Below are 23,777 nucleotides of genomic sequence, written 5' to 3' on the forward strand. Positions count from 1 at the left end.
AGCGCTGTACGGGTGGACTTAGAAATCCATACCACCCATGCCACCCATGCCGGCACCCGCAGGCATGCCGCCGCCTGCGTTCTTCTTCGGCACCTCGGCCACCATGGCTTCGGTGGTGATCAGCAGCGCCGCAACGGAGGCCGCGTTCTGGATCGCTACGCGAACCACCTTGGTCGGATCGATGATGCCCTTGGCGACCAGGTTGCCGTACTCGCCGGTCTGCGAGTCGAAGCCGTAGGCGTACTGGTCCTTCTCGAGGATCTTGCCGACAATGACGGAGCCGTCTTCACCCGCATTCATTGCGATCTGGCGGGCCGGATAGGAAAGCGCCTTGCGCACGATCTCGACGCCGGTCTTCTGGTCATCGTTCTTGGTGCGCAGCCCCTTGAGGTGCTGGGACGCACGGAGCAGGGCGACGCCGCCGCCCGGCACGATGCCTTCCTCGACAGCCGCGCGGGTCGCATGCATCGCGTCATCAACGCGATCCTTGCGCTCCTTCACCTCGACCTCCGTCGCGCCGCCGACGCGGATCACTGCGACGCCACCCGCGAGCTTGGCCAGACGCTCCTGCAGCTTTTCGCGGTCGTAGTCCGAGGTGGTTTCCTCGATCTGCGACTTGATCTGCTGCACGCGCGCCTCAATGTCGGCCTTCTTGCCGGCGCCGTTGACGATCGTGGTGTTTTCCTTGTCGATCATCACCTTCTTGGCGCGGCCAAGCATCTGCAGCGTGACGTTCTCGAGCTTGATGCCGAGATCTTCCGAGATGGCCTGGCCGCCGGTCAGGACCGCAATGTCCTGCAGCATGGCCTTGCGGCGATCACCGAACCCCGGTGCCTTGACGGCCGCGACCTTCAACCCGCCACGCAGGCGGTTGACGACCAGAGTGGCGAGCGCCTCGCCTTCGACGTCTTCCGCGACGATGACCAGCGGCTTGCCGGTCTGCACCACGGCTTCGAGCAGCGGCAGCAACTCGTTCAGCGAGGACAGCTTCTTCTCGTAGACGAGAATGTAGACATCATCCATTTCAACGCGCATCTTGTCGGCGTTGGTGACGAAGTAGGGCGAGATGTAGCCGCGATCGAACTGCATGCCCTCAACCACCTCGAGTTCGGTCTCCAGCGACTTGGCTTCCTCAACCGTGATGACACCCTCGTTGCCGACCTTCTTCATGGCGTCGGAAAGGAACTTGCCGATTTCGGCGTCGCCGTTGGCGGAGATGGTGCCGACCTGGGCGATTTCCTCGTTCGAGGTGATCTTCTTGGAATTCTTGACGAGGTCGGCGACCACAGCTTCCACCGCCAGGTCGATACCGCGCTTCAGGTCCATCGGGTTCATGCCGGCGGCAACCGACTTGGCGCCTTCACGGACGATCGCAGCCGCGAGCACGGTTGCGGTCGTGGTGCCGTCGCCGGCTGCGTCGGCCGACTTCGAGGCGACTTCGCGTACCATCTGCGCGCCCATGTTCTCGAACTTGTCCTCGAGCTCGATCTCCTTGGCGACGGTGACGCCGTCCTTAGTGATGCGGGGAGCGCCGAACGACTTGTCGAGCACGACGTTGCGGCCCTTGGGACCGAGCGTCACCTTTACCGCGTTGTTGAGAATTTCGACGCCGCGCAGCATGCGGTCGCGGGCATCGACGCCGAATTTGACTTCTTTGGCTGACATAATGGTCTCCGTTTGAAACTGATCATCATCCTGAGGAGCCCGGAGGGCGTCTCGAAGGATGAGATGAGTTGAGCTTGGAGCTCATCCTTCGAGATGCCGGCTGCGCCGGCTCCTCAGGATGAGGGAGCGGGTGCCGTTAGGCGGCCTTCTTCTTGGCAGCCGGAACGTCGGTTAGGACGCCCATGATGTCGCTTTCCTTCATGATCAACAGCTCCTGGCCGTCGATCTTGACTTCGGTGCCGGACCATTTGCCGAACAGCACGCGGTCGCCAACCTTGAGGTCGATCGGGATCAGTTTGCCAGCTTCGTCGCGGCCACCCGGGCCCACGGCGACGATTTCGCCCTGCGAGGGCTTTTCCTTGGCACTGTCCGGAATGATGATGCCGCCTGCGGTTTTATCTTCGGCATCGATGCGTTTGACCACGACACGGTCATGCAGCGGACGGAATTTCATGCGGTCCTCCTTGGCTTTTGTGATTTTCTGGATTGGCAGTCGCAATGCGCGAGTGCTAGCCGGTCTTCACATAAGCCTATGATACCGGGGCGCAAGGGCTTCGGCCCACGATGTTTGACTGCGACTTGAGTTTCTGGAGGAGGGGCGACTGCTAGCAGGTGAAGTAACACCTAGAGCGAGGGCGCAGAGCTTTGGGGTGATCTCGATCGCAAATGCTTTCGGGAAATCTACTCTCTTCAGGCGGGCAATTCAGCGAGATCGCAATCCCTCATTCTCTGTTCGCCGGCGCCAACGAAGTGATCGAACAATTCGAGTTGTTTGCTGCTGTGCATGAGTCCGTAACTGGCACTTTTCGGAAGTGGCCGCGCTGACGTGTGATGTCTGTTGTTAAGGAAAGATCGGAAGTCGGCTGTCGGGACAACGAGGACCGTTTTTGACCCCAAGCCGACATGGCGCTTCCGACAGGGGGCCTTAGATGGAAGGAGCTTTTTGGCCCGTCTTCCGGTTCGCGCTTGGTCGGAGTAGTGTGGATTTCAACATTGGTACACCTTCTTCTGTGGGGCATGCGATCAACCGGCGCATTCCCACAAAACAAAGCAATAAGGCCACCCCAGTTGGTGGCCTTTTTCACTTATTCTTGCGATGCCATTTCGCCTCTTGGCACTCTTCGGACCTGCGGGAGCGGTCTGATGATGTCGGCTCATCGGTGTAAAACCGGACCTCGCAACTGCGCGCACAAGTCCGAAAATGCATCCGTCGGGCAACGTAGTTAGCGGGGCGGGTCAGTAGTTTTGTTGAACCATAGACCCACCCCTGTACTCGCGCCGTCACTTCATTCCTTGCAAGTCTTATCAGCCATCAAGGCGGTTTGTGCTGATGCCTGTGTCGGATGTGCCGTACCGATGGCCTTCATGTTGCCGCCAGCGGCAGGCTGGGCATTGACAACTTGACACTTCATCGTCGCGGTATCTTGAGCCACGTAGAACGAAGAAGCGCCTGATGGTGGCGCTTGACCAGTAGTTTTGTCCTGCTGCGCGAATGAAGGTGCAGTGAATGCGATAACAGCAACCGTCGCCAAAAGAACTTTCGTCATGGTGTCTACCTCCTGGTTAGAGACAGGGAGCAAATAGAGCCGGGCGATAAGAGGTTCCTGCGACAATGGATTTATTTCATATGCGAGTTGGAGTTGATTTCGTGCGGCTTCGGTTAGCTTTTCCGATGTGAGCAATATTGACCAGCCCCGCATTGGCGTATTGGGCTAGACTGGGTCCATCGCCGTCCGAATAGGCAGTTATCGGCGACAGAGAGATCGGTAGTGCTCCCGCCCAATACAGGGGGAAAGCATGATGTCATCTGTCCAGCCAAATCCGCTATACGGCCGCGCGGAGATCGGAATTCTCCTGTGCTCCAGGTGTGGCAAGCCTATTCGGTTGGCTTGCATCGAACCTGCTCAACCCGGTCATGAAGTCCGCACCTTCCAGTGTCCGGAATGCGAGACGACTGGAAGTTTTGCAGTTGCGATCTAGCCGCCACTCTAGTCGGTGTTTGCGACCCGTTGGGTCCGGCTCGGGCTTCGCCTGCTGACCGTTCCATCAGCTTATCGGCAGCCGGGCGCTCCCATCCTGGCTGCGAAAAGCTTCCATTGTGCGGCACTTTTACTTCGAACGTCGGCGGCTGAATGGTAAGCTAGGCGTCCCACCGCGCGGGACGAAACGGGACATGCCAGAAAATACCAACTACGCAATATTTGATCCTAAGGAGTTTCTCGCCAAGGTAGGCGAAGGGAAGACCATCCTCGCGTTTCGCAAGGATGAGATCGTCTTTGCGCAGGGCGACGTGGCAGATACGGTTTTCTATATCCAGAAAGGCCGGGTCAAGGTTGTTGTCATATCCGAGCAAGGCAAGGAAGCCGTGGTCGGCATTTTGGAGCCCGGCCAGTTCTTTGGCGAAGGCTGCATGAACGGCCATTCGCTGCGTATCGCGACGACGACAGCGATGGAGGAATGCCTGGTAACCGCGATAACGAAGACCGCCATGGTCGCGGCATTGCACGATGAACCCAAATTTTCCGAGCTGTTCATGGCCTATCTGCTGACCCGCAACAGCCGGATTGAAGAGGACCTGATCGACCAGCTCTTCAACTCCAGTGAAAAGCGGTTGGCGCGCCTGCTGCTCCTGCTGGCGAATTTCGGCAAGGAGGGCAGCCCTCAACCGATCAGTCCAAATATCAGCCAGGAGACATTGGCCGAAATGATTGGAACGACGCGATCCCGCGTCAGCTTCTTCATGAACAGATTCCGCAAGCTCGGCTTCATCAGCTACAACGGAAAAATCGAGGTCAACAGTTCATTGCTGAACGCGGTCTTGTACGACAAGCCCGAGATCAAGCGCGAATTGTAAAACGATAAAACTGCGCCTCAAGCGTCGCGGGCCAACGCCAACCGCCGCGTCGTTAGGGGCGACTAAACTCTTCAGAGCCAATTGCATGGACGCGCCGGCATCGCACCGGCCCTTCCTGTACCTGGACAAGGGCACACCTGCTGAATATGGCGCCGCCCTCAAGCACACCATCGCGCAAGGCTGGCTGGAGATCCACGAGAGCGGGACGTACGTGAAGATTCTCCCGGCCGGAAACGACCTGTTCGCCTGAAAAGAAAAAGGACCGCGTCACGCGAATGAGGATCCTTTAAAGCACCTTGCGCGTTGAGGTCCCATCGAGGGGCTGAACCTGAAGGTGGGTTATGAGCGACGTTCCTCGGGATATTCAAAGAAAGTTCGAACGGCGGTGGGCCGCCAGATTCGCGCGGCCAATGGAAGCGCGCCGGCCGGAAAGGCATCAATTTAAAAAGCCGGATCAGCCCCTCGCCGCTCCCTTCAAACCCCACAGAAGACCCGCCGAATTGAACCGGCGGCCTTGACTGGGAACGATAGCCGGTTGCGCCTCAATCGCACTTACCGTGCTGATCCTCATCGTCCTCTTCACGACATCGCCAAGCGCCTCGGGTTCTCCGTGGGTGAACGGAGTTCCTTGCGTGAATCTGCTCTGGAGCCGCACGCCCTGCCTTCCGGATCGCGGCAGTCGCGCCCAAATCGTTAATTTCTTTTCGAGAGTGATCAAAATTGACCAGCCTTGGAACGTCGGCTGTTCCAACCTCCGGCCATCACCGCCCTGTAACGGCGTCTGCCGGTGACTGAGAGCGTTCGCGCTCCCCGCCCAGAGACAAGGGAGCGTGGCATGATCGAACAACCCCATTTCGATTCATATTCAATCCCAGCACGCGTCAGTCTTGGCATTGCTATTTTCGGCGGCACACTGCTTATCGCGGTGATGCTTACGGGTGCCTTCATCGTGCATTGAGGCCGCCTCAGTTGTCTTCCGTGATCTTGCCCTTGCCGTCACAGGCTTTGCATTTGACCGGATAGATTTTGTGGCCCGGCTTTACCGACTGCATTACGGCCGGGACGTTCCATTGCAGGCCGGGCAGATTCGCTCTTTGATCTTCGGCTGCATTTGAAGCGTTTCCGGCCGCCTCAGTTTGGGGGGCCACTATTTGTCAGGCGCGATCACCGGAGGCAGCGGCTGCGTAGGCAGGATGTTCGTCCGCCGCTCACGCGACATCGCGAGAGCCAACGCCAAGACGCCTACGGTTATGATGATCGCCCGACGCATGCGAGCATCTTGGTCTCTCCGGACAATATGCACAATCTGACTGAAGTCGAAGGTCGCCTCAGTTGGTGGCTACTTCCGTTTTGCTCAAGTCGCTTGTTGGCCCTTTTCGGACGTAGTCGGCCTAGCAGACGAAGTCCGTTCTTGAGGGCTAAGCAGGCCTCACGAATGCGCACTCGAGTCCGATTGATTTCAACAATCAAATCTGTTTCACCCTGAGGGGCTTTCAAGGTTTTCATGGGGCGACCTAACCAGTTTCACGTAGCGCAGGTTCGCCCATAGCCTTTGATATTGCCCCGCTTATCGCATCGGACGCACGCCGCAGTGGGTCCGATGCGAGGTGAGCATAACGTTCGGTGGTCTTGGAATTCGAATGCCCGAGCAGCTTGCCAATGACGGGCAGGCCAAATCCGGAGCCCGCGCCGACGCTCGCGAAAGAGTGTCTGAGATCATGAAGTCTGAGGCCCGCCAAATCGGCCCGCGTGGAAACCAGGGCCCAGGGCCTTTGCAGGTCCGCGCGGGGCTTGTCATTGTCCGTACCGGCGATGACGAACTTCCCGACGCGCGGCAGGTTTTCCAGCACGGCAAGCGCGGCCATCCCGAGCACGATGGTTTTCTTTCCGGTTTTCGAATCCGGCAAGAACAGTAGCCCGCGCGGCAGATCGACATGGTCCCATTGCAAATCAAGTATCTCGCGCAGGCGCGCTCCGGTGAAGATCAGCAGGCGCAACGCCGCCGCGGCGTGCGGGCCAATATTGGTGACACGATTTTCAGGTTTGGGCGCATGCTTTGACTTGCTTTGCTTGATCCAAGGGACGCCAACCGTTTCCGCTTCCCGGATCGCCTCACCAAGACGGAGGAGTTCCGATTCCGAAAGGAACCGCTCTCGAACCTGTTCGCGAAACCGTTCAATTCCGCTGGCTGGATTGGCCAAGCCTTCAGGCAGATGGCCGGATCGCGAGCCATAGGTGTAGGCCGCGCCGATCAAAGCCAGCACCCGGTTGGCCGTTACGGGGTGGGTCTTGCCGATGGCCTTGTGAAGACGCTGGATGTCCGCACGGGTCAGTGAGGGGGCTTTGCGTGTCCCTAGAGCCGGCTCAATGTGGTTATCTACATAACCCTGAAATAGCTTCGCAGTTCGGGCCTTCCGCTTTGCACGAATGTGACCGTCCATAAACGAAGTGAGGAGGTCACTGACTGTTTCTGCCTTGCGCGCATTCGAACGCTCAGCGGCTGGATCGTCACCTAGTCTTACGCGGGCGAGAATCCCTGAGGCCTGATTGCGGGCCTCCTCAGGCGTCAGGTTTTTGGGTGTGCCGATCACCATCCTCCGCTTGGAGACGCTGCGGCCGCCTGCTCCAGGGCGATACTCAACAATGTATGAGAGGGCCCCAGTTGGTGAGGCTTTTAATCCGAAGCCTGTGAGATCGGTGTCATAGAAAATGGTGGGACGGGTAACCGCGGGGAGAGCGGACAAGGATCGCCGTCCAATCTTGATCTTCATTTTTTTGCCTTAGTCGCCACCGGGTCGCCACCATTACCGGAAACACCAGCATAGCTCAGGAAACCTCTGGAGCAAGAAGTATCGACAATTAAAGGATATTATCATCACGGGGCAACCACAGGAAACTCTGAAAAACAGCGAAAATCAGTTTTGGGTACTGCAGGTCGTTGGTTCGAATCCAGCTGCCCCGACCATCCCATCCCAAGGCATCATCCCAAGGCAAGTTGCCAAGAACTTGTCGCCAAGAACGTGCCGCGCTGGCCCTGCGCGCGCGGCGGGAAACCCCGGGTCGAAATTGTATCGCCTGATGCAACAACGCCGCCTGGACGGAATATGCTCGTCCAGACGGCGCCGTCGAATTACTGGGCCCTGAAATCCCCAGTGCCCATGGGTCGCCCCGGCGGCAAATAGGTTCAACGTTGCGGCGCCTCGCCGCTGCGGCAGGCCGCAGGGTGTGAGCAGCATCACGAGCAGATGGGGCCCGGTGGTCGAACGGGATGCGGCAACTTGTCCCGTTCCGGTTGCCTGCTAGTGTCCCGGCGGCGAGAGGGCTTGCTGGATCGCGGTCCGGCGTGTGAGCACCGCCAAATGAATGCAGACGTTCTTAGCGGTATCGATCGGCAGCTAGCCCAGCTCGACAACAACAACCAGAGAGGAACGGCCATGGCGCGCAGACTGATCGATATCTCCGTTCCCCTGCAGAATGACGTTCCGGCCGATCCGCCGGGCAATCACCCGACCATTCAATACATCGACCACCAGCAGGGGCTGCCGCGCATGCTGCAGTTCTTCGATGGGTTGAAGGCGGAGGACCTGCCTGATGGGCAGGGCTGGGCCGTCGAGCAGGTATCGCTCTCTACCCATAACGGCACGCATCTCGACGCGCCCTGGCATTTTCATCCGACCATGAACCGCGGCGAGCGGTCCTGGACCATCGATGAGGTGCCGCTGGACTGGTGCTTCCAGCCGGGCGTGAAGCTCGACTTCCGGCATCTGCCTGATGGCTACGTCGCGACCGCCGGCGATGTCGACGCGGAGCTGAAGCGCATCGGTCACACCCTGTCGCCGCTCGAGATCGTCGTCGTCAACACCAGCGCCGGCGCGAAATACGGCCAGCCCGATTACGTCAATTCGGGCTGCGGCATGGGCTACGAGGCGACGATGTATCTGCTCGAGCGCGGCGTACGGCTGACCGGCATCGACGGCTGGAGCTGGGACGCGCCGTTCGTCTTCACCGCAAAGAAATATGCCGAGACCAGGGACGCCAGCCTGATCTGGGAAGGCCACAAGGCCGGACGCCACATCGGCTATTGCCACATCGAGAAGCTGCACAATCTGGAGCTGTTGCCGTCGACCGGGTTCATGGTGTCGTGCTTCCCGGTGAAGATCGAGCGTGCCTCGGCGGGGTGGACGAGGGCGGTCGCGATCCTCGACGGTTAGCGCGGCGGTCCAGCATTATGACCCAAGCCATCGTCCGCTCTGCGACAGAACACGATCTGCCCGAGGTGCTGAAGCTTTACCGGCACCTTCATCCGCACGATCCCGAGCTGGAGACGGCTGCCGCGGAGCGCGTCTGGTCGAAATTGCTGACGTCCAGCTTCATGACCGTGATCGTCGGGCAAGCCGCCGACCTGCTGGTCTCTTCGTGCACGCTGGCGATCGTGCCCAACCTGTCTCGAGGCGGCCGATCATATGCGGTGATCGAAAACGTCGTCACTCACGCCGACCACCGTCGGCAGGGGCTCGGCCGGCGGGTTCTTGCTCATGCGCTCGATGTTGCCTGGCGGGCCGACTGCTACAAGGTTCTGTTGGCAACGGGTTCGAAGCGGGAGACCACCCTCCGTTTCTACGAGGAGGCCGGCTTTCATCGTGGGGGCAAAACCTACTTCGAAATACGGCGTCCCTAGCGCGCAGCTACTCGTCAGGCGGATGAGAAGCGGTGCCAACATCGCGGGTGATGTCCGGGCTCAGGCATTCGGTTGCAGGAACGTGCCGTATTGCTTGCTGGTGACGACCGCGGCGGCGGCCTGTGATGCCGATGGCGCCGGCTTTCAGGATCATCGCCGCAGAATTCGCGGCGGCGTCTGCCGTGTGAGCTCACGTTCCAGTTTTGGCCATTTCGGGAACCGGTGGACAAGCCGATAATTCCACCAGGTTGTTGCGGCACGGCTACAGCCTGAGGCAGCCGAATCTGCTTACATGCACGTCGTAGATGCATTGGGTGATCGGGCCGGCGGCTCGTCCTCGCGTCCTGACCTCCGAAGCGTTCTCTCCCGTGACTAGAGCCCCGGCGTCTTCCGGGGCTCTTTCTTGCGCGCGTCAGGTCCGCCATCGCCTCAACGAAAATCATCCCCCCAAAAGCAAATCAGGTGCGCCGGAACCGACACACCCGATCTCAGTCTCTTAATATCGCTGATGTCGGCCGGGCGGTTGTTACCACCGGCAAACGCGAACACCACGCGGGGTCCACCAGCAACGGGGACCACCATATCCATAGCCGCGATAGCCGTAACCGCGTCCGCGGCCCCAGCCGCCGCGATAGCCCCAGCCGCTATGTCCGCGCCATTGCGCCCGCGCCGACGACGTGGTGGCGCCGACCAGGATGGCAGAGGTGCTTGCGACATAGACGAACAACAAAGCGACTGCTGCAAGGCAACGAGTCAGGGTGCAGGGCGTGCGCGAGGAAGGACTCGGAGCGGACAAATGGCTGGTTACGGTCTGCTCTCTTATTTCTCAACGTGACGCCAGACACCGTCCCAGTCCGCGGCCGGAGGCGCGCGGTGCAAATGCGCAATTCGTTCCAGAAAGACGCGCGTCGGACCGTCGTCGGGTATCTTGCACAGGCAGTTTTCGAACGCCGTCCGCGCACCAGACCAGTCCCGGCTGCGATATGCGGCAAGTCCTTGCGCGAACAACCCCCGTAATTCGTCCCGCGCGGATTCGAGCTCGCCGGCGCGACCCATCAACTCATAGATTCGCACCGGCTCGGTTTTGCCGGCGACCGTGATGGTGTCGATTTCGCGCGCTTCAATCGCGCCTTGTGCGAGCCGGAAAGTCTCCTCGCTGATGATGATGAGGGTTCCATAAATCTTGTTCATGCCCTCAAGGCGCGAGGCAAGGTTTACGCTGTCGCCGATAACGGTGTAGGAACGAGCGGAATCCGAGCCAATGGTGCCAATCACGGCTTCGTCGGTGGCAATACCCATCCGGATCACCAGCTCCGGTGCGTTGCGCCGCATTCCAGTGATCTCCGGTACTTGCTCTCGCAGAACGGCAATCGCGTCCTGCTGCTCCAGCGCCGCTCGGCAAGCATCGCTTGCATGTTCGTCTCCGTTTGAAAACGGCGGCACCCAGAACGCCATGACGGCGTCCCCGATGTATTTGTCGATGATCCCACGATGGCCGTGAATGACATTGGCCACCGCGCCGAAATAATTGTTCAGGAGGTGAACGACGGCGCTGGCGGTTAGCTGCTCGCTGATGCCCGTAAACTGCTTGATGTCGGAAAAGAAGATGGTGAGGCTGCGCCGTTCGGCCTGATCCGCGCCACTGGCAATCAGCCGGCTGACGAGCCTGGGATCGACAAATTTTCCGAAGGTGTCCTTGACGCGGTCTCGCGCGCGCAACTCGTCGACCATCCGGTTGAACGAGAGTGCCAGCTCGCCGACCTCGTCGCGGGTGGCTATCAAAACCGGCTCGGCGTCCGTGCCCAGTTCAAGCGCCTTCGTGCTTACGACAAGCTGGCGCAGACCGGAGACCACACGTGTCGATCCGATGGCGCTAACGCCCAGACCGATGCCGCATGCCGCAACGAAAAGGGCAAGGCTCAAATAGGTGTTCAACCGCTGCCTCGCGAGAACCCTGCGGGTCGACCGGTCGGTCAGATCGGCAAGCTCACGTCGAATCTGCGTGAGATCAGGGCCGAACGCCTGGGCGAATTTGGCAAAGCCGAGTGAAATGGTCCGGGCCTCGTCGCGACGTCCCTCCGAGATAGACGCAAGCGTGGCGTCCCCCACGGCGAGGAAGTCTTCCAGACTACGGCTCATGTACTTGAGGACGCCGGCCATGCGAGCTAAGTCAACGCGATCCTCAGTGTCGTAGCCGGGATCGCCGGTTGCTTTGTGGAGCAAGGCGCCACCTGTCTTGACGGTATCACGCAGCTCATCGGCCGTTGCCCGCACTGCGGCCATCGCCGTCCGCTCCGTCCCAGCATCGGCTCGATCGGATATCAGGACACGCAAGACTTGGAGCTCGTATCTATCGGTAAGGACGTCGAATTCAGAAACCTTGCGCGATAGTGGCAGCTCATATTCGGTGATGTTCCCGAGCTGATCGCTGTCGAGCTTTTGCGCGAAGCCGAGAACGCCAACGACGGCGCCGAAAATTGCCAGCAGAATGCCTGCAAGCAGAAAGATTTTCTTACGAATCGTCATGGTTAGCCATCGCCGCCACGGGTGAGCAAAAGCGAAGACCGGGCGGACATGCGGTCCGCAACTCATCCAACTCTAAAGCAACGCCCTCTGACTACTCAAGGCCCTCTTGAGCTTGTAATATGCTAGTTTGAGCCGGCACGATCCCCCGTTTTTCAGCCCGGACGTTGCACCGTGACCGATGGTCGTCACCCGGCATGGACCGAGGAAAGCCGCTTCCGCGGTGCCCTCGACGATGTGGTTGTCATCCCACTTGTTGTTATCACGCTCGCCACAAACAAGATCCTGCGTTTCGTGCTTTCGATCTTGATGCGGATGCTCGACTACGCCTTCCCTTTTGCAATGCAGATTCTCTGGCTTCCGCTCTTCGTGGCTAAAGTGCTTGGCGATGTCATCGTTACCGTCATAAACGGCACGTTGCGCTTCCTTCCCGTATCCCATGCGAAACGTCGACAATGGAGTAGATCGATTCGCCGGAGCTGGTTGTGGTTGCGGCGGAAGATTAGCTATCGGGCGTTCGAACAAGCTGTACATGATGCCTTTGAAAGCGGCATGGCATGGGTGTTCAGAGAATGCCGGCATCTCACGCCAAACACCGCATTGCTCGTGATCTTGGGCGCGGTACTTTGGCTGCCGATCTCTTTCGGGGCTGCAACGGCGATGCACGCGGTATTGTTTGCCAAGGTCACCTCTTGGCCAGCTTGGATGCAACTCTTGCATCCGCTCGCAACGGTCATAGCGAAGAGCAAGCTTTTGGTGCTACCGGTCTACCCGGCAGCCTGGCCGCAGGCAAAAAAACACCCAATCGTTCAGCACGTGTTCAAGGGCTACGAAACCATCAAGTGCGTGTATGTGATCAGAAAAGTCGGCTTTCGCTATCGGCAGGCAGAGATCGCCGGAATCGCGGCGGTTGAGAGGCTCGAGCGCACCGCCGGCCTCACATCGGCGATGAGGTGGCTGCGCGAGGCGCATGTCGCCGAACATCTCGGGGTCGAGAACCCCACTCGGGAATTGCGTTCGTTCTTCACGCGATGGTCAATCAAGTTCTCAGCTGAATACTACGAAGCGAAGGAACGGCAAGCCTCGGGTGTCCCATCATCAAACAGCACAAGCTGCGAACGCTGAGTTGATCATCAGTCTTAAAATCGCCAACGGCCTCACCGTGCCGCCGTCGCAGCCCGGCCGCGCCGACAAGGTAATCGAATGAGGCGCAATTTGCTGCGATGCATGAGTCCGGTTGTGGCCCTTTTCGGAAGTGCCGCGCTGGCTATCGAAAGTCCGGTGTCGGGGGTGAAGCGGACGTTACGGTTGCGCGTTCCAACTTCCGAGTTTGACCCAATTCGGAAATCGCGCCCAGTCAGAACCGAAACCAGGGAAGTGTGAGATAGACGCACGCGATCATCGAGAGCGCGGGAACCAACCATACCCATCCCCGCCAGATGGTTCGCGTCCACCGCCCGGGTAACAGCGCGGCAACAAAGCCGAGCATCAATGCCCCGAGTGCAGCCGTTGCTGCCCAGCCATACCAGTAGATCGCCGGTGCGAGGAAGCCCATCGCGGGGTCGGCGACGTCTCGTGTATGATGCGTGCCCGCAAGGACAACGCCTAGCGAGGGAAAAACGGTGAATAGCGCAACATCCCTTGCGAGTGCGACCACGTAAAGGATGGCGAATGTCGTCCCGAACGCAAATGCAAAGCGGCGAAACGAGGCCGATGACGTCATGAGCCGAAACCCATGATATTGTTGGCGACGTGGCCGGACAGAAAGCCCCACCAGACAATAAAGGCAAGGATCGAAGTGAGCGCGGTGCGTGTTTGGGCTGGTTCATCGTCAAGCGGCCGTCGCCAGCATACCCAGTAGGCGGGCAGCAACGCCAATCCGATAGCTGCGAAGTGCTCCTTGAGGTCGAAGAAGCCGAGTACGTGCCAGTGACCCGCGCGCTCTAACTCGGGTCTGACATCCACACGGAAATAAAGGTAGATGATCCCACCCAGCAGCGTTGTGGCCACATACAGAGCGACCACAGCGTTTGCAAACAAGGCGGACGGCACGGAACGAAAGCGGCCAAAGAATGAAGGCGGTCGCTTATCCGCCGATGCCCATGCTGCCAAAGTCTGGTGAGTTATCGCGCCAAGTAGTGCGACTGCGATCAATCCGTGAATGATCAGAAGAGCTGTTGCCAGAACCTCACTCCCGTAAACGCCTGCTTCCGGCTCACTTGAAGAGTTCCTCAGCCCCGAATGGCTCTGCCGACCACGGTCTGAACCGATTGAGGGTGAATTTCGTCTTCTGGCCGGGTTGGACATCGACAAGCACGTAATTGTACTCCTCTTTCGGTGCCTGTCCCTTCCAGTAGAGGTCCGGTGGATAGTCAGCGGGTACCTTGATGCTCGTGCGGCCGGGAAGGATTGGGTCCTGTTCCGCGCCGCCACCGCCCAGCATCAGATACTTTACGCCATCTACCTCGTAGATTTCGGTGGTGTGAACGTGCCCGTTCAACACGACCACCTCCATGTCCTTGGCGTACGACGCGATCACCTTGTGCGGATTGTCGGGGGCCGGGATTGGACCTAAGCCAGACCGCGCAAACACAGGATAGTGGAAGACAATAAAGGCCTTACGAATGCCATTGGCCTTGGCTTCGTCCATCCACTTCTGAAGCTGCGTCATCTGTTCGGCATACTTTGGCCGATCGGCGTCCCAAAGCGAAGGCGAACGGTAGTCGTACTTGCCGCTCCAAAGATAGATAAAGCGGGCACCTTTGAAGTCGAATTTGTAAATGAGGTTTTCGGGCGTTACGCCGAATTTCTTCAAATACGGCACGGCCGAGAGAGTGCCCTCAATCTTGGGGTCCGCCCAAACCTCGTGATTGCCCACACTCATGAAAAAGCGCCCGTCCAACCCGGCTGCGCGCATCTCGTCGTCTGGCACGGGCAGCTTCTTCAACATCGTGTCGTTCACCCGCTTCCAGTATGGGCTGTCGTTGACGGTTAGGCCCTGATTGCCCCACCAGACGGCGTCGCCACTATTGACCACGAATTTGGCGCGCCCGGACTGAACGTCCTTCACGATTTCACGTGTCACCCATTCACCGCCCTGAAGCCGGAACATCGTCCGATGCACCCCGGGAAGCAGTTTAGTGTCCTCAACGGACGCCTCGGTGACCCAACCGCTATCCACTGTCAGTGTCATGACTTCCGTCTTCGACGCGAACGGCATGATTACCTTAATCAGCTCTTTGGTGACCGGATCGAAGATCATCTTCACATCCCTCGCCACCACCGCTTCAGCGACCTTTTCCGGCATGACCAACCCGAACATTTCGACGAAGAATTTGTTCAGGTCCGGCTGCCCCTCTTTCAATGGAAGGTACATCATCGGTCGGGTATCGCCGACCGCCGCGAACGAAAACCCGGCCCCAGTGGCGATTGTTGTCTGCGCGACGGCCGTCCGCACACTGGCGACTAGCGGCATAGAAATCATGGGCAGCGCAGCGAGCGTTTGGAGTACGAGGCGGCGGCTTGGGCTGTTGGATGATCGCATGGTCGCTAATCCCTAAATTGAGGAGAGGGAATGACCTTCGCATGTATTCTCGCGCACAACCTATCTCGACGCGCCGCTTAGTTACAGCGCAAAATACGCTTTCATCGGAATTCAGCGGGGCCATTGGTCGCGCTAACGACGTGATCGAAGAAGGGCGGCTCCTATCTGTAAATGGCCCTTTTCGGAAGTGCCGCGCTGGCAATCGAAAGTCCGGTGTCGGGGGTGAAGCGGACGTTACGGTTGCGCGTTCCGACTTCCGAGTTTGACCCAACGCGGACATTCGATGCTTGGATGTCTCCCTTAAAGGTTCTACGCTGTAGTGATACACAGCAGGGGCACGTACCAATGCGGCGGCGGTACCTCGTTGCACTAATTGCTGGCATTGCGGTTTTGCCGCTCGCGGCGCTCGCGCAGCAGGCTGCTCCCTCGATCGCGCCGCAGGTTCACGAGGAGATGTGGGCGATTCCCTCCTCGCCTGTCCCGATGCTCGCCTATTTGATCCGACCCATTGGGGGCGGTCCATTTCCACTTGTCGTGATGAACCATGGAGTTTCGCTTGACGCGACGGGGCGAAGCTACTTTCCCATGATCGAATTCCGTGACGCCGCACTTTGGTTTGCGCGACAGGGCTACGTGGTGGTCGCACCCGTACGCCCTGGATATGGCGCTACGGCGATCGAAATCCCCGAGCGCGGTCTGTTCGGGGTTTTTTTCTCGGGCGTAGGAAAATGTTCGAATGCTGAGTTTCGTGACGCGGGGCTTGCCGTCGCGTCGATTGACAAGTGGGTCATCGACTACATGTCAACGCAGTCATTTATCAAGCGCGATGGGATCATCATTGTTGGCCAATCGGGAGGCGGCTGGGGGTCTATTGCGCTAGGCAGTCAAAATCCGGAATCGGTGCGGGCGATCATCGGGTTCGCAGCCGGCCGCGGTGGTCGTCTCAATGGCAAACCGAACAACAACTGTGCCCCCGACCAGCTGGTCGATGCCGTTGCCGAATTCGGCCGCACGGCGCGCGTTCCAATGTTATGGATCTACACCCGTAACGACAGTTATTTTGGACCTGATCTGTCAAAGCGGATGGCGGAAGCGTTTCGGGTCGCAGGCGGTAATGTCGAATATCGTCTGTTATCCGATTTCGGAGGGGACGGCCATTTTTTGATAGACTCGGCCGATGCCGTTCAACTCTGGGCGCCCATTGTCAGCGAATTCCTGGCCAAACATCCATGAAAGGAATTGCTTTATGGACATTCGGCTTCTGCACTCATCGGCACGATCAGCCCGGTATAGATTCCTGGCGACTGGATCATTTGTGGTGTTCATGACGACCACAGCGATGAAGGTCGACGCGCAACAACTGGTGCCATTTGGCGACGTCCCGGCGACCGAAAATTTTTCTGAGGCAGAGATCGCTACTCGGGGACGACAGCCAGATCGCCCGCTAACGTACGCGCCGTGGCGCAAGGTGTGTTTCAAGGCCACCCAAGAGGCCGGGTCGAAAATGGTTTGTCGCACGACCATCAACGGTAGATGGGACACGGGTCAGATCGCGCTCAGAGTCGATCTGATCGAACGAGAGGGCGATCCTGTTGGACGTCTGCAGATTTTCGTGCCCCCCGGATCATTCCTGCAGCCCGGCATCAAATTGACTGTCGACCAGAGATCGCCCATGCAAATACCCTATGTCATTTGTCTCACTAATGGTTGCGTAGCCGGAAGCGTGGCGAATGCCAGCTTCATTCATGACTTGGAGACAGGCCAGATGCTGGCTTTGGAGGCCGTTAATTCCAATGTCGTGGGTGTGACCACCTCGCTTCCTCTTACGGAGTTTGCCAAAGTTCACCAAGGGGTGCCGGCGCAAGTGTTTGAGCAGAGGCTCGAAGGAGACTGGGAGCAATTGGGTCGATGAAACGTGGTACGTTCAAGTTGCGCCGCTCGGCAAACAGGAAGGCAGGGGAGCTTAGGGTGGAAAGCAGATTCTCCGGATGCTTTGAACCGCTTAATCACAATGGCTGCTATTGCTGACTAGGACCGTTCGATAGTCACCAAGGCCAGGTCCTTTTTTGCGCATGAGTCCGGAAGTGGCCCATCGCGTCAGTTAGCGCAGTGCAGCGAATGTCCGAAGTTGAGGCTACATCGGAAGTAGCTGGCCGACTGGAGAAAACGATGCGATTGACCCATTAGCGGACACAGGCATGAGCCGTGCTCAGACTTGATCTATGTCAAAGTAGACGGCAGTACCGACCCTGAAGGTGATCGCCCTAGGACAGATGATTTCTCAAGGCCAGAGGGAGAAACGGACAATGAAAATTGGACGCTGGCAGGAATCATCGAGTGACGGGCGGCGAGTGGCTTCAAGGAGCGGCTCGCCGCTGAGCTCCAAGCGCAAGGAGGAAGCCATGATAAATCTGAAAGTTCTTGGCGCGGTCGTTATTGCGGCATCCGCCCTGTCCAGTTCTGCTGCACTGGCGCAGGCGGCCCTCTCCAATCCGGACGCGTGCCAAGCTGAATTCGCCAGCTGCACGGGTCTTGGAACCGGGAGTACGCCCACCGGCGGCTATCGATATCGGCAATCAACTCCGCGAACGGCGTATCGCCAGCCGGCGGCGGCGGGCGCTACCGTCGGCGGCTGGGGCAATTCCTACGCCATGTCCGGCGAGACGGGCTGGCACGGGACCTGGAATGCGTATGCTGCGAGCAACGGCATCGTCTGCCGGCCCGGCACCTATTTCAAGGGTGCTGACGGTCTCCAGCATCCCTGCCAATAGGTTCATCCGCTCTGAGGCCAAATCGGACGGCCCCAAAGGGCGGTCTGTTTTATGCCGGAGAGTGGCTCTTGTCCTGAGTGGGCCTGCATGGAGGCAGGCTGGCAGGCGCTCGTCTGCCAGCTGATGACCGCTTCTGGCACTTTTCGGACATGGAGCGATGTCCGACTTGAGTCCGTTGTGCGTACCAAAGCGGACTCTCCTGACTACTACAGATTTATGGATTCACGCCGTAGCCAGCTTGATGCAGCGCGGATCGAGGACTATCCGGTCGGCGGCGGTTCGATGCCGCGCCCCAGCGCGAACTGGCCGACCGGTCCCTCGACGTGAAAGTCGAGTCCAGTCATCTTCGCGAACAGATCGATATTGGCGGTGCCGATCGCGCAGCCGCCGAGGCCCAGATCGGTCGCCACCAGATACAGCGTCTGGGTCAGGACGCCGACATCCTTCAGGATCAGCGCATAAGCGATGGCGCTGTACTTCCAGGAGATCCGGCCAAAGCGCGCGGCGATCGTGATCAGGATCTGCGGTGGCGAGGGGGCGTCCATGGCAAAGCCCGCGCTTTGCATCATGGCCTCGAAGTGTTGTGCGCGGACGTCGATGGCTGCCAGCGCGTGCGCATCGGCGTCGTAGTGATAGAAACCTGGCGTGAGGCCATCGCAATTCGCGACGGCCAGATAAAGCTCGAGCTCGTAGGCGCTGCCTGCTGCGGGGTACGGCCTGCTGGTGTATTCGATGTCGGGACCGTCGTCGGCAAACTCAAGCGGGCTGCTCCATGTCGCCCGGACGCGCGCGACGCGGTTCAGGAACATCGAAAGTTCAGCCAGCCTGATCGGGTTCTGATCGTCGAACTCGCGCGTCGAATGCCTGTCATGCAGCAGTTGGTCGAGTGGCGATGCGATCCGGTCGGATTCCGGCAGCTTGATGGTGTTGCCGGGCCAGGCAGGCCGGATCGCGGGGAGCGGCGCAATCAGGCCGGTGTGCGGATAAAGGCCGCCCAGCGGACTGGCCTGTCGTCCTTCCGTGCTGCGGGCATGGAACAGCAGGTCGTGAAAATCCCAGAGCACGAGGCCGTCGTCGCCCTCCGCCTGCCGCAGCGTATCGGGTTTTGTCGCGTCGACCTTGATCAGGATTTGGCAGTCCAGCAGCAGAGCGAGCAGCGCGGGGCCCGGATAGCCATCCAGACGCCGGATGCGGCTGATCTTCTGCGGAGTGGCAAGGATGGTCAGCAGGGCCGCAATCCGCTCATCGCAGATACGCAACAGCGCGCCGGCCCGTGGCGATTCCAGAACCATCTCGGTGCCGCGCCGCCGCAGATAGGCGAAGCGTGACAGCACGACCGTTTCTGCATCGTCGAGCTTTGGCGTGCGCGGCCAGTAATCAGGGATCTGCGGCTCGATCACGACGAGATCACTGGCGTCGGCCGCGCGCGCCAGGCGGTATTCCAGCAGGCCGCGGCGTGCCAGTTGCCGCATCAGCCGCTCGACCTCTTGCGCGACCGCATCGCCGCCCTCGGAGGAAGGCAGCGGCAGGCCTGCGCCCAGCTTCCGGGCGCGTTGCACGGCGGCTGTGCTGAACGTTCCCAAAGGCTCCGCATAGCCTTCGACATGAGCCGCTATGGCCCCGTCAGGTTGCGCTTCAAGCGCGACTGCCGGGTTGAGCCGAACGAAGAGAGCCGGCGGCGCGGCGCGTGGCGATTTCTTTTTCTCGTTGGTTTTCCTGGACGCGCGCACGCCGGCATCACCTCAGGTGTGCGGGAGGAATGGCGTCAGCTCGCTTTCCAGCGATGGCCGATCGCGCAATCCGAGCTTGACCGGCACATCATAGAGCCGTCCCGGCCCGAAGCGGCGATAGAAATGGCGCATCCCGGGAACGATGACCCGGACCACCGGAACCTCGACGTCGGGCCGCGTCTGGTCGAGCACGAGGAAGTCGAGACCCGCGCGCGCCGCGATGTCGACGCAGGCATCGACCTGTGCACGGGTGTTGTCGAGCGGCACGTCTGCCGCGGCAGCCGGCGGGATCACGGGATTGGGGCTTGGAATCAGGAATGGATGTTCGTCGAGCCGCAGTGGATTGACGCCATCGAGGCTCGGCTTCTCGCCGCTGCCGCCGCCCATCAGGCCGATCGAGAGGAACTGATTCAGCTCGGTCAACGACCGCAACAAGGCAATGCGCGGATCAAAATGGGCGCCCGAACCGAACTCGATGTTCTCCTGACCGTTCTGCATCCAGTGCACGATCGCGACATAGGTCGGGACGCCGAGATCGCTGGTGATGTCCAGCACCCAGAGCCGCCGGCCCGATTCCTCGAGTTGGGTCTTCAGATCGCGGACGTAGGAATCGTCGAACTGGTCCAGATCGACCGCGGCGCGTTGCGACCGGTTGTACCACCAGATCGCGTAGGCATCGCGCTCCATCAGTTCGAGGAAGCCCTGCACGATGGCTTCCTCGCGAGTATTGCCGGCCGCGCAGCCGTTGGAATCGGCAGCGAAGGGGGCGGGGCCCTCGTAGAAGAAATACAGCAGGCTGGTCGGAATCTGCCTGAACCGCTTGTCGCGCAGCGACCAGACCGGCGTCCATTCGATCCGGGCTGTGGGATCAAACGGCTCCGGGGCCGGTTGGGTGTGGTGCGAGTCGTGGTGGTTCGGCTCAGCCCTGCCGCGGTACTGCTCGTCGCTGAACAGCAGGATGTCGTTGGGGCGGATGGCATCGCCCGACGGAAAGTCGGTGAAGCGCTTGCGCGCCCGGATCTCGTCGCCCTGGAAAATCCCTGAGTACCGCTCGATCGCCTCCATCAGCGCGCTGGCTTCGCCTTGCTCGGCCGTGCTGCCCTTGCCGAAACTGCCGCCGCTCAACCCGGCGCGGAGCTGGTCCACATTCTGCGCCGGTGCGGAGAAATTATGCTGCGCGTAGAAATTGGTGTTCATCGGCAGGTCGACCTCGATCCGCTCCAGCCGTGTCACCACGCCGGCGAGGGGGCTGACATGCTTCCTGAAGCGCGCCACCGTGGCGCCTGACGTCACCGTACGATAGCCGCCGCTGGTCATCACGAGCTTGGCGCCGGGCCCCAATTCAATCGGCTCTGGCGCGCGTCGCGGGTTCTGCAATTTCTTGCTTCCGCAGGTGGGACATTGCGGGCGGGCCGCCACGTAGTGCCTGGCGATGGTCGAGCCCAAGAGGTCGAGACTGACGATGTGATTGCGCAGATCGGTGCGGAAGCCGCTGGCGATCGCCTTGGCGATTTCAACGGCAGCCAGCTGAATGGCGCTCTGCCCAACCGGGTGCTGCGCGAGCGGAGAAACCGCGACCGGCCGAGCCGCGCCGCGATCAAGGAAGCCCTTGACCTCGCGGTTGCGGATCATCCGATCGAACAGGCAGGTCCAGCACGCGGTCTCGCCCGGATTGAACACAGGGCCGACCAGGGGAAATACGCCTGAAGGCTGCACCAGCAGCCAGGGTGATCCGTCGGATACGCGCTGCAGGTTGCGCTCGGCAAGCCGCCGGTCGAGATAGTCGTTCACCAGTGTGACCGTGAGGTCGGCCGATGTCTTGACGACGCGGACGCCCAGCTCCTGCAGCGCCTTGCTCAATTCGGCGGCGCCCTTGACTTCGATCGTCTCAAGTCGAACGCGGCAGTTGTGAAGGTTTTGTTCGGCGACCGTGTCGGGAAGGCCCAGGCTCGCCCAAAGCCCGGCAACCGTGTTGGCGTGAGCTGGTACGTGACCTGATGGCTTCGAGATCACATAGCGGCGGTCGAGCAGTCGCTTGATGGCTTCATTGATCGCCTCAGGCGGAAACGTTCGCCCGAGCTCGTCGGTGAGCTTGGCGGCGCTGCATCCCTTGGTGCCGATAGCGGATGCAAGTGCACAATAGAGCTCGCCATGGAGAAAGAACTTTCGGTCTTCGGAATAGAGGCAGACGACATCTGGAGGCAGCACATAGGCCGTGAAATTCGGTGCGAACTGCAGAACGTCCTTGTTGGCGCGCTGGCTGGATTTTCCTGGCAAAGAATCGTTCCTGTGCAGCTTGTGGGGCGATTGTGGAATCGGGCGAGGCGCCGGCCTCGACAGCTCCGCTCCGTTGGGCGAAGCGAGCCGCGCAACGATACGGGGACAACATGATTTGGCCGGGTCGACGTGTGTCGGACCCGGCCATAACGATTGATAGATGTCAACGCGACGCTGTCTGGATCAGCAGATGCGGCAGGCGCCCCACGACAGACAGCAGCCACCGCCGCAACCACCACAGCCACCGCAGCGGCAGGCACGGCAAGCGCGACAGCCACGGCAACCTCGACAGCCGCCGCATCCGCGCCATGCCACCTGGACGCCGGCACCGGCGGTCTCCTTGTCGAACAGATGGAATGTCGCCAGGCTGACGTCGGCGATTTCTTCTTCGCCGAGTGTGATGGCTTGCGTCGGGGTGTACTTCTGGATCTGCGGCGCGTCTGCTGTCGGCACGGCGGCCGCCGACGCACTGCCCACCAGTGAGAAGGTCAATCCGGCTGCACCCAGAGCGGGCACAGCGGCCTTGGTCACACGCTTGCTGGTCACGCGCTTGCTCTTGGGGGCTTGCTTCACTCGTGGCATACTCGCATCCTCCATTCCTGACGTGGAATTCAACTCTCGCGCAGTTGTACAATCCGTCGCAGCTGCATGCAAGACGCGCTGCGCACACACACTCGCGAGGTGCTAGCGTGTATCAAGTGTTGTCGTTCATCTTCGTTCCTAGGTTCATCTTGATGAACACGATTATTGGCCAGCGCTCTCGCCCAGCCGCAATCGTTAACACTTCGAGAATCGTCATGCTGCATTGCGATCACGCCGCTGCCGAAGCGAGGAATAGGCATGCCGGATGATGGCGCGAGCTTCGCCTGGTACGAGCTGCTAACCACGGACGTCGATGGTGCGATTGCCTTTTACGGCAGCGTCCTCGGCTGGGTGACGAAGGATGTGTCCACTCCCGCGCTTTCTTACAAATTGTTCATGTCGGGCGAATTTCCCCGCAGCGGCCTGATGGAATTACCGGAGGAGGGCAGACGCCAGGGCGCGACCCCGCGCTGGATCGGCTATGTCGGTGTCGACGACGTCGACCTCGTCGTCCGCCACATGCAGGAACGCGGCGGCGCCGTTTACGTGCCGCCGACCAGCACCAATATCGGCCGCGTCTCGATTGTCGCAGATCCGCAGCGGGCGACGTTCGGATTGCTGAGCGGATCAAGCATCGCGCGTCCTGCGGCCGAAGGCCTCGATGCCCTTGGCCGCGTCGGCTGGCATGAGCTGCTGGCGGCCGACTGGCGCAAGGCCTTTGGTTTCTACAGCGAGGTGTTCGGCTGGCGGCAGGCTGATGGCGGCAACGCCCCGTCCGAGACCTATCAGTTGTTCTCGGCCGGTGGGCAGACCGTCGGCGGAATCTTCAACAAGCGTCCGCTCGAGCCGATTGCGTTCTGGCTTTACTATTTCAACGTTGACGACGTCGACGCCGCCATCGTGCGGGTGAAGGCCGGTGGCGGACGCGTCTATGAAGGGCCGCTGGAGCTGCCGAACGGGAGCTGGATCGTCCGCTGCCTCGATCCGCAGGGCGCCACCTTTGCCCTGGAGGGAGCGCGCAGCCCCGATGGCATCGCGAAGGCGCCGGCTGCCGAATATCGCTGGACCACCACCTGGGATGAGTTCAGCTCGAAGGGCAGGTGGCGCAGCGGCCAACCGGGCGGCAAAGGGCGGCCGCCCGGCAAATGAGACG

21 protein-coding genes and 1 tRNA gene are annotated in these 23,777 nt (G+C 60.1%); 11 read left to right on the plus strand and 11 right to left on the minus strand.

The window, feature by feature from the left end; translation table 11 throughout:
• Positions 1 to 18: 18 nt before the first annotated feature.
• From groL to G6P99_RS22775, 3 genes are all read right to left on the minus strand, one after another.
• The gene (gene groL / locus G6P99_RS22765; protein ID WP_165123481.1) at positions 19 to 1,665 is read right to left on the minus strand and encodes a chaperonin GroEL; all 1,647 of its coding nucleotides are present in this window, start codon (positions 1,663 to 1,665) and stop codon (positions 19 to 21) included.
• 136 nt (positions 1,666 to 1,801) lie between these two features.
• On the minus strand, positions 1,802 to 2,119 hold the full coding sequence (locus tag G6P99_RS22770; RefSeq protein WP_165123483.1) for a co-chaperone GroES: 318 nt from the start codon (positions 2,117 to 2,119) through the stop codon (positions 1,802 to 1,804).
• A gap of 832 nt (positions 2,120 to 2,951) precedes the next feature.
• Positions 2,952 to 3,212 (minus strand): hypothetical protein, encoded by a 261-nt coding sequence (locus G6P99_RS22775; protein ID WP_165123485.1) that lies wholly within the window; start codon positions 3,210 to 3,212, stop codon positions 2,952 to 2,954.
• 626 nt (positions 3,213 to 3,838) lie between these two features.
• Between G6P99_RS22775 and G6P99_RS22780 the strand changes: the two genes are divergently transcribed.
• The 3 genes from G6P99_RS22780 to G6P99_RS22790 all read left to right on the plus strand — a co-directional run bounded on the left by G6P99_RS22780 (position 3,839) and on the right by G6P99_RS22790 (position 5,477).
• On the plus strand, positions 3,839 to 4,519 hold the full coding sequence (locus G6P99_RS22780) for a Crp/Fnr family transcriptional regulator (RefSeq protein WP_165123487.1): 681 nt from the start codon (positions 3,839 to 3,841) through the stop codon (positions 4,517 to 4,519).
• A gap of 85 nt (positions 4,520 to 4,604) precedes the next feature.
• Complete coding sequence (locus G6P99_RS22785; RefSeq protein ID WP_165123489.1) at positions 4,605 to 4,769, plus strand: hypothetical protein; 165 nt, start codon at positions 4,605 to 4,607, stop codon at positions 4,767 to 4,769.
• 585 nt (positions 4,770 to 5,354) lie between these two features.
• Positions 5,355 to 5,477 carry a hypothetical protein gene (locus G6P99_RS22790; protein ID WP_256434664.1) on the plus strand — a complete coding sequence of 41 codons (123 nt, stop codon included), beginning with the start codon at positions 5,355 to 5,357 and terminating at the stop codon, positions 5,475 to 5,477.
• A gap of 556 nt (positions 5,478 to 6,033) precedes the next feature.
• Here the strand turns inward: G6P99_RS22790 and G6P99_RS22795 are convergent.
• A complete protein-coding gene (locus tag G6P99_RS22795) occupies positions 6,034 to 7,290 on the minus strand; it encodes a site-specific integrase (protein ID WP_165123491.1) in 1,257 nt (418 codons plus the stop codon).
• Between the two features lie 107 nt (positions 7,291 to 7,397).
• Here G6P99_RS22795 and G6P99_RS22800 point away from each other — a divergent pair.
• The 3 genes from G6P99_RS22800 (at position 7,398) to G6P99_RS22810 (ending at position 9,197) form a co-directional block, all read left to right on the plus strand.
• Positions 7,398 to 7,484: transfer RNA gene (locus G6P99_RS22800), tRNA-OTHER, on the plus strand.
• A gap of 469 nt (positions 7,485 to 7,953) precedes the next feature.
• Positions 7,954 to 8,730, plus strand: coding sequence for a cyclase family protein (locus G6P99_RS22805; RefSeq protein WP_029083320.1), 777 nt, complete (start codon positions 7,954 to 7,956; stop codon positions 8,728 to 8,730).
• Positions 8,731 to 8,747: 17 nt separating this feature from the next.
• Positions 8,748 to 9,197: a GNAT family N-acetyltransferase gene (locus G6P99_RS22810; RefSeq protein WP_165123493.1), complete on the plus strand. Its 450-nt coding sequence runs from the start codon at positions 8,748 to 8,750 to the stop codon at positions 9,195 to 9,197.
• 819 nt (positions 9,198 to 10,016) lie between these two features.
• On the opposite strand, the gene G6P99_RS22815 is transcribed toward G6P99_RS22810, so the two are convergent.
• Positions 10,017 to 11,723 (minus strand): adenylate/guanylate cyclase domain-containing protein, encoded by a 1,707-nt coding sequence (locus tag G6P99_RS22815; RefSeq protein WP_051346561.1) that lies wholly within the window; start codon positions 11,721 to 11,723, stop codon positions 10,017 to 10,019.
• Positions 11,724 to 11,894: 171 nt separating this feature from the next.
• Between G6P99_RS22815 and G6P99_RS22820 the strand changes: the two genes are divergently transcribed.
• Positions 11,895 to 12,845: a hypothetical protein gene (locus tag G6P99_RS22820; RefSeq protein WP_029083319.1), complete on the plus strand. Its 951-nt coding sequence runs from the start codon at positions 11,895 to 11,897 to the stop codon at positions 12,843 to 12,845.
• Positions 12,846 to 13,077: 232 nt separating this feature from the next.
• On the opposite strand, the gene G6P99_RS22825 is transcribed toward G6P99_RS22820, so the two are convergent.
• The 3 genes from G6P99_RS22825 to G6P99_RS22835 form a co-directional block, all read right to left on the minus strand.
• A complete protein-coding gene (locus G6P99_RS22825; RefSeq protein WP_165123495.1) occupies positions 13,078 to 13,443 on the minus strand; it encodes a DUF1446 domain-containing protein in 366 nt (121 codons plus the stop codon).
• Positions 13,440 to 13,874 (minus strand): hypothetical protein, encoded by a 435-nt coding sequence (locus G6P99_RS22830; RefSeq protein WP_156928796.1) that lies wholly within the window; start codon positions 13,872 to 13,874, stop codon positions 13,440 to 13,442. Before G6P99_RS22830 ends, G6P99_RS22825 begins: the two co-directional genes overlap by 4 nt.
• A 61-nt stretch (positions 13,875 to 13,935) precedes the next feature.
• Positions 13,936 to 15,264 carry a metallophosphoesterase family protein gene (locus G6P99_RS22835; protein ID WP_245284805.1) on the minus strand — a complete coding sequence of 443 codons (1,329 nt, stop codon included), beginning with the start codon at positions 15,262 to 15,264 and terminating at the stop codon, positions 13,936 to 13,938.
• Positions 15,265 to 15,609: 345 nt separating this feature from the next.
• On the opposite strand from G6P99_RS22835, the gene G6P99_RS22840 reads away from it, so the two are divergent.
• The 3 genes from G6P99_RS22840 (at position 15,610) to G6P99_RS22850 (ending at position 18,035) form a co-directional block, all read left to right on the plus strand.
• On the plus strand, positions 15,610 to 16,497 hold the full coding sequence (locus G6P99_RS22840; RefSeq protein ID WP_029083315.1) for an alpha/beta hydrolase family protein: 888 nt from the start codon (positions 15,610 to 15,612) through the stop codon (positions 16,495 to 16,497).
• A 91-nt stretch (positions 16,498 to 16,588) separates the two neighbouring features.
• A complete protein-coding gene (locus G6P99_RS22845) occupies positions 16,589 to 17,176 on the plus strand; it encodes an invasion associated locus B family protein (protein WP_165123497.1) in 588 nt (195 codons plus the stop codon).
• 394 nt (positions 17,177 to 17,570) lie between these two features.
• Complete coding sequence (locus G6P99_RS22850; RefSeq protein WP_371261218.1) at positions 17,571 to 18,035, plus strand: hypothetical protein; 465 nt, start codon at positions 17,571 to 17,573, stop codon at positions 18,033 to 18,035.
• Positions 18,036 to 18,295: 260 nt separating this feature from the next.
• Here G6P99_RS22850 and G6P99_RS22855 read toward each other — a convergent pair whose 3' ends face one another.
• The 3 genes from G6P99_RS22855 to G6P99_RS22865 all read right to left on the minus strand — a co-directional run bounded on the left by G6P99_RS22855 (position 18,296) and on the right by G6P99_RS22865 (position 22,588).
• The gene (locus G6P99_RS22855) at positions 18,296 to 19,765 is read right to left on the minus strand and encodes a SagB/ThcOx family dehydrogenase (protein WP_029082717.1); all 1,470 of its coding nucleotides are present in this window, start codon (positions 19,763 to 19,765) and stop codon (positions 18,296 to 18,298) included.
• Positions 19,766 to 19,777: 12 nt separating this feature from the next.
• Positions 19,778 to 22,042, minus strand: a complete 2,265-nt coding sequence (locus tag G6P99_RS22860; RefSeq protein WP_029082716.1) for a TOMM precursor leader peptide-binding protein — start codon at positions 22,040 to 22,042, stop codon at positions 19,778 to 19,780.
• A 183-nt stretch (positions 22,043 to 22,225) separates the two neighbouring features.
• Positions 22,226 to 22,588 (minus strand): hypothetical protein, encoded by a 363-nt coding sequence (locus tag G6P99_RS22865; RefSeq protein ID WP_165123499.1) that lies wholly within the window; start codon positions 22,586 to 22,588, stop codon positions 22,226 to 22,228.
• A 294-nt stretch (positions 22,589 to 22,882) separates the two neighbouring features.
• Between G6P99_RS22865 and G6P99_RS22870 the strand changes: the two genes are divergently transcribed.
• A complete protein-coding gene (locus G6P99_RS22870; protein WP_051346496.1) occupies positions 22,883 to 23,773 on the plus strand; it encodes a VOC family protein in 891 nt (296 codons plus the stop codon).
• Positions 23,774 to 23,777: the final 4 nt, after the last annotated feature.

The sequence above is a fragment of the Bradyrhizobium sp. 6(2017) genome (assembly GCF_011058295.2).
GTDB classification, from domain to species: Bacteria; Pseudomonadota; Alphaproteobacteria; order Rhizobiales; family Xanthobacteraceae; genus Bradyrhizobium; species Bradyrhizobium septentrionale.